This window comes from Pseudoalteromonas piscicida (genome assembly GCF_000238315.3).
Taxonomy (GTDB): domain Bacteria; phylum Pseudomonadota; class Gammaproteobacteria; order Enterobacterales; family Alteromonadaceae; genus Pseudoalteromonas; species Pseudoalteromonas piscicida.
Map to the genome: position 1 here is coordinate 747713 of NZ_CP011924.1, position 11231 is coordinate 758943.

General features: G+C 43.2%; 6 protein-coding genes. 5 read left to right on the forward strand and 1 reads right to left on the reverse strand.

Annotated features, from left to right (window positions below; translation table 11 throughout):
• Position 1: 1 nt before the first annotated feature.
• The 3 genes from pheT (at position 2) to PPIS_RS03550 (ending at position 4412) form a co-directional block, all read left to right on the forward strand.
• On the forward strand, positions 2 to 2389 hold the full coding sequence (pheT, locus tag PPIS_RS03540; RefSeq protein ID WP_010377995.1) for a phenylalanine--tRNA ligase subunit beta: 2388 nt from the start codon (positions 2 to 4) through the stop codon (positions 2387 to 2389).
• A 2-nt stretch (positions 2390 to 2391) separates the two neighbouring features.
• Positions 2392 to 2691 (forward strand): integration host factor subunit alpha, encoded by a 300-nt coding sequence (gene ihfA, locus PPIS_RS03545; RefSeq protein ID WP_010377997.1) that lies wholly within the window; start codon positions 2392 to 2394, stop codon positions 2689 to 2691.
• 110 nt (positions 2692 to 2801) lie between these two features.
• On the forward strand, positions 2802 to 4412 hold the full coding sequence (locus tag PPIS_RS03550) for an EAL domain-containing protein (RefSeq protein WP_010377999.1): 1611 nt from the start codon (positions 2802 to 2804) through the stop codon (positions 4410 to 4412).
• A gap of 27 nt (positions 4413 to 4439) precedes the next feature.
• Here the strand turns inward: PPIS_RS03550 and PPIS_RS03555 are convergent, their stop codons facing one another.
• Positions 4440 to 6062, reverse strand: coding sequence for an alpha-glucosidase family protein (locus tag PPIS_RS03555; protein ID WP_010378001.1), 1623 nt, complete (start codon positions 6060 to 6062; stop codon positions 4440 to 4442).
• 635 nt (positions 6063 to 6697) lie between these two features.
• Between PPIS_RS03555 and PPIS_RS03560 the strand changes: the two genes are divergently transcribed.
• Together PPIS_RS03560 and PPIS_RS03565 are read left to right on the forward strand one after the other, a co-directional pair.
• Positions 6698 to 9556 carry a TonB-dependent receptor gene (locus tag PPIS_RS03560; protein WP_010378003.1) on the forward strand — a complete coding sequence of 953 codons (2859 nt, stop codon included), beginning with the start codon at positions 6698 to 6700 and terminating at the stop codon, positions 9554 to 9556.
• Positions 9557 to 9714: 158 nt separating this feature from the next.
• Positions 9715 to 11229, forward strand: coding sequence for a tryptophan halogenase family protein (locus PPIS_RS03565; protein ID WP_010378005.1), 1515 nt, complete (start codon positions 9715 to 9717; stop codon positions 11227 to 11229).
• Positions 11230 to 11231: the final 2 nt, after the last annotated feature.

Genomic DNA, 11231 nt, shown 5'->3' on the forward strand with positions numbered 1-11231 from the left:
TATGAAATTCAGTGAAAAGTGGTTACGCGAGTGGGTCAATCCAGCAATTGATACTGATGCGTTATCTGAGCAATTATCAATGGCTGGTTTAGAAGTTGATGGTGTAGACCCAGTTGCCGGTGACTTCCAAGGTGTGGTTATCGGTGAAGTGGTTGAATGTGGTCAACACCCAGATGCTGATAAACTTAGAGTAACAAAAGTAAACGTAGGCGAAGACGAACTACTAGATATTGTTTGTGGTGCCGCTAACTGCCGTGCCGGTTTAAAAGTGGCGGTTGCTAAAGTGGGCGCAACGCTTCCAGGCGATTTCAAAATTAAGAAAGCTAAACTTCGCGGTCAGCCGTCTCACGGTATGCTGTGTGCGTTTGAAGAGCTTGGTATGGCGGAAAGTTCAGACGGTATTTTAGAACTCCCTATGGATGCGCCAATCGGTCAAGATATTCGTGAATACTTCGGCTTGAACGATGTAACGATTGATGTCGATTTAACGGCTAATCGTAGCGACTGTTTGGGGATCAAAGGTCTGGCTCGTGAAGTTGGGGTACTAAACAGCATCGACGTAACCGAAGTTGCTATCACGCCCGTTACGCCAACGATTGATGATAAAATCTCTATTGAATTGGTAAACAGCGAAGCATGTCCACGCTACTTAGGTCGTGTGATCAAGGGCGTTAATGTTAAAGCAGAGACCCCGTTTTGGATGGTAGAGAAACTGCGCCGCTGCGGTGTACGCTCAATTGATCCAGTTGTTGATGTTACGAACTACGTGTTGCTTGAGCTAGGTCACCCAATGCACGCGTTCGATTTAAGCCAAATCGAAGGTGGAATTAAAGTACGTAATGCCTTTGAGAATGAAGAGCTAGTATTGTTAGACGGCAACACGGCGAAGCTTAATCCATCAACACTACTGATTGCTGATGATAATAAAGCACTTGCGATGGCAGGTATCTTTGGTGGTGAACAGTCGGGTGTTAGTGACGAGACAAAAGACATCTTGTTAGAAAGCGCGTTCTTTGCACCGCTTGCGATTGCAGGCCAGGCTCGCAGCTACGGTTTGCATACTGATGCATCGCACCGTTATGAGCGTGGTGTAGACCCGGTACTGCAGCGTGATGCGATGGAAAGAGCAACAGGCTTGCTACTTGAAATCGTTGGCGGTGAAGCAGGGCCGATTGTTGAAGCTGTGTCAGAAACTGATTTACCAAAAGAGCGTCAAGTGACTTTACGCCGTGAGCGTTTAGACCGCGTGATTGGTTACCATATCGAAGATGCTAAAGTATCAGATATCTTAACGCGTTTGGGCTTAGCGGTAACATTTGCAGACGGCCAGTGGCAAGCTCAAGTACCAAGCTATCGCTTCGACATTAGTATCGAAGAAGACTTAATTGAAGAAGTTGCGCGCGTATTTGGCTACAACAATATTCCAAATGTGGCGCCAACCGCTGCGTTAAAGATGACAGACCATCAAGAAGCACGTTTGCCAGTAGCACGCTTTAGAGATGAGTTAGTAAGCCGTGGTTATCAAGAAGCCATCACATATAGCTTCGTTGATCCAAAAGCACAACAGCAGCTACACCCAGAAGCAGATGCATTAATTCTTCCGCATCCAATTTCGGTTGAAATGTCAGCAATGCGTGTAAGCCTGATGACAGGATTGATCAATGCGGTTTCTTATAATCAAAATCGTCAACAATCGCGTATTCGCTTATTCGAAACGGGCCTTAAGTTTATCAAAGACGACAACGCAGAAAACGGCGTACGTCAAACCGCTGTGATCGGTGGTATCGCGTATGGTAATACGCACAGTGAACATTGGTCAGTGCCTTCACGTAAAGTGGATTTCTTTGATGTGAAAGGCGATGTAGAAGCATTACTTGCGCTTTGTAACGATAAAGCACGCTTTAGCTTTAAAGCAGAAGCGAGCGATGGTTTGCACCCTGGTCAATCAGCTGCAATTTATGCAGACGGTAAAAAGGTTGGTTTCATCGGTGCAGTTCACCCTCAGCTATTAAAGCCGTTAGAGCTTAAAGATACACCATATGTATTTGAAATCGACATGGCTGCTTTAGAAAATCGCTTGCTTCCAGAAGCAGTTAGTATCTCGAAATTCCCATCAAATAGAAGAGATATTGCTATTTTAGTTGCAGATGACGTAAAAATAGGCGATATTTTAGAGTGCATTGAGAAAGTTGGCGGAAATCAATTAGTTGACCTAAACTTATTCGATGTGTACAAAGGGCAAGGGGTTGAACCTGATCATAAGAGTTTAGCCATTGCTCTAACATTACAAGCGGTTGATAGAACGCTCGAAGAGAAAGACATCAACGCGGTTGTAGAAAACGTGGTGGCCGAACTGGCCAAACAATTCAATGCATCGTTGAGGGACTAGATATGGCGCTTACTAAAGCCGACATAGCTGAACACCTATTTGAAAAACTGGGGATCAATAAGAAAGATGCCAAAGACTTAGTTGAAGCGTTTTTTGAAGAAATCCGCTCAGCGCTAGAAAACGGCGAGCAAGTAAAGCTCTCTGGGTTTGGTAACTTTGACCTTCGCGACAAGAAGGAACGCCCAGGTAGGAACCCAAAAACTGGGGAAGATATTCCTATCTCTGCGCGACGCGTGGTAACTTTTAGGCCTGGCCAAAAGTTAAAAACCCGTGTTGAGGTCGGCACAAGCAAAAACTTGTAATATTAGAAAGCCTTGGTGGTGATACCAAGGCTTTTTTTATATTGAAATAGTTTTGTCACATATTCAAGCTACACTCTGCGCCTGTTTGCGTTCCGTGGAGTGAGGAGCTTATGCGAGGAGCACACTCCTTAAGCAAGTTGTTTAAGAATATCTTTATTGCTTGGTTGTCTTGCACCTTTGTATTTTCAATTGTGGCCGCCTTCACTTATGTGCATCAAAAAGAGACCGCTAAATCCAATCTTGTCACCGTAGCGAGTCGAATTGTATCTGACATCAACAAAGAGTTTGTCGTTGTAGACGATACCTTAAAACACGCCATCCACCTTTCTCCACATTGCGACCCTGACGGTCTACACTACATGCGTAGATTGGTTTTTGAAAACCCAGGCATGAGCGAAATAGGGATCGTAGATAGTAACGGGAAATTGGTCTGCAATTCTTTTGGGCAACTCACTCCACCTGTGAATACCAGTGCCCCAATAAAAAAGCCTGGACTTAGATACTATGGCCCAATCATTACCGACTATTTAGAACTTCCTGCTTTTGTTTTAGCGCGCACGAGAGACGATGGTTATGAGGTAAATGTGTTGATGCCGGATCATTGGCTAAAGAGTATGCTTGATATCTCGGCTCATCATAATACCGATTTTGCTGCCTTGGTGGACAATAGCACGGGTGTGCCGGTTTTTTTAAATGGTAAATATGCTTTGCCAATCCGCCAAAAACTATTTCCGACTGCTAATAGCCGCGCAGTAGAAGGACTCTTTGATGATGCAAAGGTAAAGTTTGCGTACGTTGCAGCTATTCCGAGTTTGCCGCAGATGAGCTTAATCATTGCAAAAAATGATGAGCAACTAGTGAGTCTAGGGTGGTTGTGGCTAGTACTTTGGAGTGTGTTGTATTGCGCCTCTTGGGTTGGCCTCACGTTGTTATTGATCAGTTATGACAAGCGCCAGCTAAGCAGTAAAACACAAATATTAAGAGCATTGGCAAATGATGAGTTATTTAATGTGTATCAGCCTCTTGTTAATGCAGAGTTGCCATCGATAGTGGGCGTGGAAGTACTCATTCGTTGGCGTCATCCACTTGAAGGTGTGCTCGGCCCCGCTTACTTTGTGCCAGAAGCTGAGCGTGATGGTACTATTTTAGATATCTCGATAGCACAAGTCGAAAACGCTGTGCGTGATTTGACGGACATCTTAGTTGCTCAGCCAGGCTTTAAGGTGTCTTTTAACGTTAATGGTTTACTTCTGGGCTCTAAACGCTATATCGACGCCTTACTTGCTGCAAAAAGCCAAATATCCTCGTTGACTATTGAATTAACTGAGCGTGATGTGCTGACGCAGGCTCAAACGAAAACGGTACTAACTGAGCTCAAACGGGCTGGAATAGAAATCGCGATTGATGACTTTGGCACGGGATATAGCGGTTTGCAATACTTACAAAGTTTTCCGATTGACCTGCTGAAAATAGATCAGAGCTTTGTTGCATCAATTGGCCTAGATACTTTGCAATCCCCGGTTTTATCGGCCGTGATTGATATGGCGGAAAAGCTGGATAAAAAACTGATTGCTGAAGGGGTAGAAACCCAAGCTCAAGCTCGTTATCTCAAAAGCCGGGGGGTGAATATTCATCAAGGTTGGCTTTATTTCAAAGCACTGGAACTGCCGCAACTACAGCGTGAGATGGATAAAGTGTTAGATAATAAAAGAGCGGCTTAACCGCTCTTATTTAATTACAAGGCCCAACTATGATAAAACTTCAGCGAAGTAGCAACCAAATGCACCAAGTGTTAGTACATTTGCGCTTGCCGTGCCACTTAGGTGCTTCAGCTCACACTGCCTTAATGCAACTTCAGGAAGTGTCGCGCTTTGCTGAGTAGCTGCTAAGTTGAATGCGCACAGCAATGTCTGGGTTTGTGTTTTACGGTAAAAAGCTAATACTGGCTCTGGGGTATCAATAAACTCAATGTCACCTGTTTTTAGTGCAGGTTGTGCATTTCGCCACTGTAGAAATGCTTGATAATAGCTGAGCGTTGAATTGCTATCTACAGCTTGTTCGTCTACTGCTCGTAGAGCATGTGCTTCAGAAACTGGTAACCAAGGCTTAGACTCTGAGAAGCCAGCATTGGTTTTTGCCTTCGTCCACGGAAGCGGCGTTCTACAGCCATCACGGCCTTTAAAGTTTGGCCAAAAGGTAATGCCATATGGGTCCTGCAACTCTTCGAAGGCAACGGCGGCTTCGCCAAGTCCTAGTTCTTCGCCTTGATACATACAGACGCTACCACGCAATGAACCGAGAAGGGCGGTGAGCATTTTGACTTGTGTATCGTTTACCTTGCCATCTATACTCCAGCGACTTGCTACCCGTTCTACATCGTGATTTGCAAATGCCCAACATGGCCAACCTTCGGTCATGACTGACTCTAGGCGAGAAACCGTTTCTCGGATGTACTTTGCACTATAGTCGTTAGTTAGGAGCTCAAAGCTATAACCCATGTGTAGCTTGTTACCATCGGCCGTATACTCTGCCATTGTTTGCAAAGAGTCTTCTGAACTTATCTCACCTAAGCTAACTGTGCCTGGGTATCTATCTAATAAGGCACGGATCTCTTCCATGAATAGTAAGTTTTCAGGTTGCGTATTGTTGTAATAATGGTACTGAAAGGCATAAGGGTTGTCTTCGCTAAAGCCACGACCTTGACGAAGCTCAATAGGCTTAGCTGGATTATCCCTAAGCTGCTTATCGTGAAAACAGAAGTTGATAGCATCTAGTCTAAATCCATCAACGCCTTTTTTAAGCCAAAATTCGACGTTGTCTAGTACGGCTTTACGTACTTCAGGATGATGAAAGTTCAGATCCGGCTGCTCAGTTAGGAAGTTATGCAGGTAATATTGGCAACGTCTAGGCTCCCACTGCCAGGCAACACCACCAAAAATGGATAGCCAATTGTTTGGTGGACTGCCGTCTGGATTGGCATCGGCCCATACATACCAATCTGCTTTGTCGTTTGTTTTGTCTTCACGACTTTCGACAAACCACGGGTGTTGATTTGAGGTATGACTAAGTACCTGATCAATAATGATCTTAATATCACGATTATGTGCTTCGCTGATAAGCGTGTCAAAATCGTCGAGTGTACCAAACATAGGATCGATATCGCGATAGTCGCTAATGTCATAACCAAAGTCTTTCATCGGTGACTTAAAAAATGGTGAAATCCATACAGCATCAACACCAAGCGATTTAATATAATCTAGTCGCTGAATAATACCCTGTAAGTCGCCAATACCATCTGCATTACTGTCCTGAAAGCTACGCGGATATATTTGATAGATAACCGCGCCTTTCCACCATTCATTATTTGCCATGCACTTTCTCCAGGCTATGTGCGTGTTTGTTCTTTGGCAGTGCTGAGTATCAAGTAAATACTATGCTAGGCACTTTCACCACTAATTTTGCCAAAGAATACGTCATGCACATGGGGCTGTAAAAAACCTGCATACGTATGCAGGTTTTGTTGGGTAAATTTATGATAAGTCATTTACATAATTTTATTTTATAAAATAAATTTACCAATATTGGCCTTTAAAAAGGAATAACCAGATAAATAAAGCTTTTCGAGAGAGAGTTTTTGGTAAGACCAATTCAACTTGGGTATGACTAGTGATGACATGTTGAGGATATTTTGATGCTCAGTCGACAATAATAGCCCATGAAAGTTAAGATTTAGTGAAATTAAAGCAGGAAAATAAATGCGGTCGGTCTTATGACCTTAACTAATAAAAATATATATTTATCATAAGGTTGGGTTTTATTCCTGTAAAAAGCCTGTAAATTTCGTTGAAATGCACTAGCTTTGAATACGTATGCATAAAGTTGTTTACAAATTTAATCAGCCGCTAGTATTTGACTGACAACAACTGTGCTCGTTTGTTTTTTCATCAGTTTGCACGCCTGATGAACAAATCGCACAATATAATATGGTTAATTGGGATAAAACATTATGTCTAAGTTCAAACCGAGTATGCTAACGCTTGCGCTGATTGCTGCGGGTGTGAGCCATGCTGCTCCTGTTGAAGATAACACTGCTAATAATGAAGAAAATAACGTTGAGGTGATCGAAGTTCGAGGTATCTCGCGCAGTATCATCGCCTCAATCGATAAAAAAAGATTTAGCGACACCATTGCAGAAGTAGTTGATGCTGGAGACTTAGCTTCCTTACCTGACGTGTCAATCGCTGACTCGCTAAGCCGTCTACCAGGGATCACCGCGGTAAGAGCAAGTGGGCAATCTTCGCAACTTAATATTCGCGGGATGAACGGCGACTTTATTCAAACCACATTAAATGGACGTGAACAGGCGAGCACCAGTGGGTATACCGCAGGTAGTCGCTGGATTTCATTCGACCAATATCCGTCAGAATTAATTAATCAAGCCGCAGTGTATAAATCACCAAAGGCATCGCTGATTGAAGGCGGTGTTGCGGCTACGGTTGAGCTTAAAACAGCAAACCCTCTCGATGCTGAAAAAGAACATAATTTTAATTCTTCGGTAAGATATTCCTACAATGATGCAGCGTCAGATGTAGGCGCGGATTCAACAGGCGAACGTATTAGTTTTTCATACCGAGGTAAATTCCTAAATGAGACACTTGGATTTGCTATTGGTGGGGCGTATCTAAACCAACCAAATAACGCAATTGATATCTCAGCGCATGCTCCTACACGCTCTCAAGATTTTGATGGTGATGGTACTGAAGAGCGCTCGGTCAATGGCTTTCAATATCGCTCAGCCAAAGGCAGCGATGAAAGACTTGGCCTGTTAAGCACCTTGGTGTATCAGCCAACAGACGCATTCAAAGTCCAATTTGATTATTTCCATTCTAAGTTTGAATCGGAAGATAAAAAGAGCGGCTTAAATATTGAAGGATTCTCAAAAGATATTAACTCGTTGTATACGGTTGACAATGCAGTTGTTAAAGATGGTTTTCTAGTCGCTGGGGATGTAACTATTACGGATCCCAATGGCCCATGGGTTGAGATGCGCTCTGAAGACCAATCAACGGACTCAACCACCGACAGCTTTGGCTTAAACTTGCAATATACGACAGATTCGTGGGAATTAAAGTTCGACTGGGCTCATAGTGAAGGGGAAAAAACGCGTAGAGATATGATTGCTTCAATGCATGCATACGAATACGGTACCTCTACACTGGAAGATGGAACATTAGTTAACACCTGGCAAGAATTAAGAAATCAAACGTTTTCTTTTGAACAAAGAGAGAAAGACTCACCACTGTTAACACTTGGTAATGGGTATACCGACCTATCTAATATGCGACTGGGTGACTGGGAACAATTCCCTCACAAGTACACAGATGAGTTAGATAGCGTTAAAGTTGATTTTAAATATTTTATTGAGAACAGCTTTATTTCTTCGATTGAAGTTGGTGCGCGTTGGTCTGATCGTGAATTTACTGATCAACGCTCGACATTTAGATGGGGCGCACGCGAAGGTCAAAACGGTTATCAGTTACCGGATGGCACTATCGTCACGAACAAAGGCTGTGAATTTAATGATCAGAACCACCCGTGTATTCCTCACGATTTGACGGGATATGTTTCGGTTAGAGATACTCGAGGCTTCCAATACTTGGAATTAGACCTTGAAGGTATCGCTAACGAAGTATTTGGTCCGGGTAATTATGAGGCGCAACAAACTTGGGGCCACAATTGGACGCTCATTGAAAGTGGAGCTGTTCGAGAAGAAGTATTAGCCGGTTATATTATGGCAAATATAGATACTGAAATTGCCGACATACCAGTGACGGGTAATTTTGGCGTTCGTGTAGTAAGAACTGATACGAAATCAATAGGCATTCAACAGATCCAAGGCGATGAAGTTGGTGACTCAATCATCGATGACAATGGCGTTGAAAGAACCGATTATCGTCATGTTAATTATGGTCCTGAGTATACAGACACATTGCCTTCACTAAACCTCAATTTCAGAGTGAGTGACACAGACCAAATTAGGTTCGCAGCTGCAGAAGTTATTGGCCGTCCACCTGTCTACCAGCTTAGAGGTGGTGCAGGTTCTTGGGCTGACACCGCAAATGATGGTACTAGTCCTCGTTATAATGTGTGGTCCAAAGGTAACCCAAATTTAGACCCGTTTAGAGCGACTCAAATTGATTTATCTTATGAGCGTTACTTTGAAGATGGTGGTGCTTTTGTTGCCGCTATATTCTGGAAAGATATTGAATCTTTGATTGAAAGTATCACTTATCAAGAAGGTGAAGTTGACTGGGCTGATATTGGCCTAGAGGTTCCTGATGGGTTCGTTGCAGGTCAATACCAAACGACTCAGAACAATGATCAAGGTGGATACATTAGAGGTATCGAGCTTGCCTATACCACGATGTTTGATAATTTACCGGGCGTCTTTTCAGGCTTAGGTTTTAACGCTAACTATTCATATACCGAGAGCGAAACAACGGTAGATGGCGGTGGTAACTTCCCTGATCAGCAATTGCCACTCCCGGGTCTATCAAAAAATGTTTGGAGTGCGACGGTATTTTGGAACATAGACTCGTTCACAACACACCTGAATATCCGTTACCGTGATGAGTATGTGTATGAAGGGGCTTCACCTGGTGGCTCTTCTCTAGCTTGGGCTGATGAATATACTGTGGTTGATTGGCAGGCATCGTACAACTTTGAGAATGGTTTGGAAGCCGTCTTACAGGTTAATAACCTAACTGATGAGCCAAATACCACTAACTATGGTACTGCACTTGCCACTGGTGAGTACAAAGAGTTTGGTCGCCAGTATTATTTAGGGTTTAACTATAGCTTCTAATTAGTTGCAAGCATCCATGGCCACCAAAGTAACACCTGCTTTGGTGGCTTTTTTATAATCGCTCAAAGCGCAATGAGTGGTTATCATCAATTATCTAAATTGATATGTTTGTTTCACTTTCAATACGTGGTTTTTAATAGGTTTAAGGTGCGAAGGCGATGAAAAATCAGAAAATAGTGATTTTAGGTGGTGGAACTGCAGGTTGGATGGCCGCGAATATGATGGCAAAAAGCTGGGCAGATAAAGCGATAGAAATCACTGTGGTTGAATCTTCTAGCATCGGGACTATTGGTGTTGGTGAAGGGTCTACTCCGCAGTTCAAAGGATTTATGGACTATTTAGGTATCTCGGAAGCCGAGTGGATGCCGGCTTGTAATGCGACCTATAAAAATGGCATACGGTTTATAGATTGGTCGACAAAACCTGGGTTTTCTAGCTATTTTCACCCCTTTCCTGCACAACCTGATGACTACAGTGCACCGGCTTTTTTTCATAACAGCTTTGTTCGGCGTAAGGCGATTGACGTAGAGGGCCACCCAGACCACTTTTTTTTAGCGACTCACTTGGCTGATTTAAATAAATCCCCAATTGCTGCAGAAAGCTTCCCATTCGAAATTAATTATGGTTATCACTTTGACTCTGCTTTGCTAGGCCAGTTGTTGGCTCGCAAAGCGGCTGAGTTTAATGTAAAACACATTGATGCCACAATTACCGACGTTCGAAAACACCTTGATGGTGATATTGCGGCACTGATAACGTCTGATGGTACAGAAATCTCTGGTGATATCTTTATTGACTGCTCGGGCTTCAAAAGTTTACTGCTACAACACACTTTAGGTGTAGGTTTTGAGTCATTCGAGTCCAATTTATTTAACGACGCTGCGGTCGTTATACCTACCAAGCAACTTGATACAATTCGCTCCGAAACACAATCTGTTGCGCGTCAATTTGGGTGGTCTTGGCACATTCCACTGACTAACCGTATCGGTAATGGTTATGTTTATAGTCAGCATTACTGCGATGCGGATCAAGCCGAAACCGAGCTAAGGGCTGCTTTGGGTTTGTTGGACTCAGAAGTAGAAGCTCGACATATAAAAATGAAAGTCGGGCAAGTTAAAGCGCACTGGAGTAAAAACTGCATAGCGATTGGTTTATCTCAGGGCTTCATAGAGCCATTAGAAGCAACCGCTTTGCATATAGTCCAAGAAACCGTTCAAAGTTTCATTGAATGCTACCAAGATGCGGGTTTTACCGATGGTAACAGAGATAAACACAACCGCGCTTTGAGCGAACGGTATCAGGCTATTCGAGACTATATCGTCGCTCATTATCGTGTGAATAGTCGCACTGACACCAACTACTGGCTTGATAATGCCAACAATAACCACTTATCGCGGTCACTCTATCAAATTTTACAGACTTGGGTTTCTGGTAACAACTTATCGGATGAATTAGTTCGCCAAAACGTTGAGCAATATTACCCTTCAGTCAGCTGGCATTGTTTATTGGCAGGTTATGGTATCTACCCAGAACAAGCTCAGCTTAAGTCAGGCAATGCCCTAGCAAACCAACATAACATTGAAAAAGTGAATGACTTCATCAGACGATGTGGATTGAATTTTAAAGATCACCGAATGGAGCTAGAAAGCTTTGTGGCAAATGTTCACAAGTAACT

Coding starts and splice junctions, on each gene's coding strand:
- pheT (WP_010377995.1), top strand. CDS start 2: ATGAAATTCAGTGAAAAGTGGTTACGCGAGTGGGTCAATCCAGCAATT.
- ihfA (WP_010377997.1), top strand. CDS start 2,392: ATGGCGCTTACTAAAGCCGACATAGCTGAACACCTATTTGAAAAACTG.
- PPIS_RS03550 (WP_010377999.1), top strand. CDS start 2,802: ATGCGAGGAGCACACTCCTTAAGCAAGTTGTTTAAGAATATCTTTATT.
- PPIS_RS03555 (WP_010378001.1), bottom strand. CDS start 6,062: ATGGCAAATAATGAATGGTGGAAAGGCGCGGTTATCTATCAAATATAT.
- PPIS_RS03560 (WP_010378003.1), top strand. CDS start 6,698: ATGTCTAAGTTCAAACCGAGTATGCTAACGCTTGCGCTGATTGCTGCG.
- PPIS_RS03565 (WP_010378005.1), top strand. CDS start 9,715: ATGAAAAATCAGAAAATAGTGATTTTAGGTGGTGGAACTGCAGGTTGG.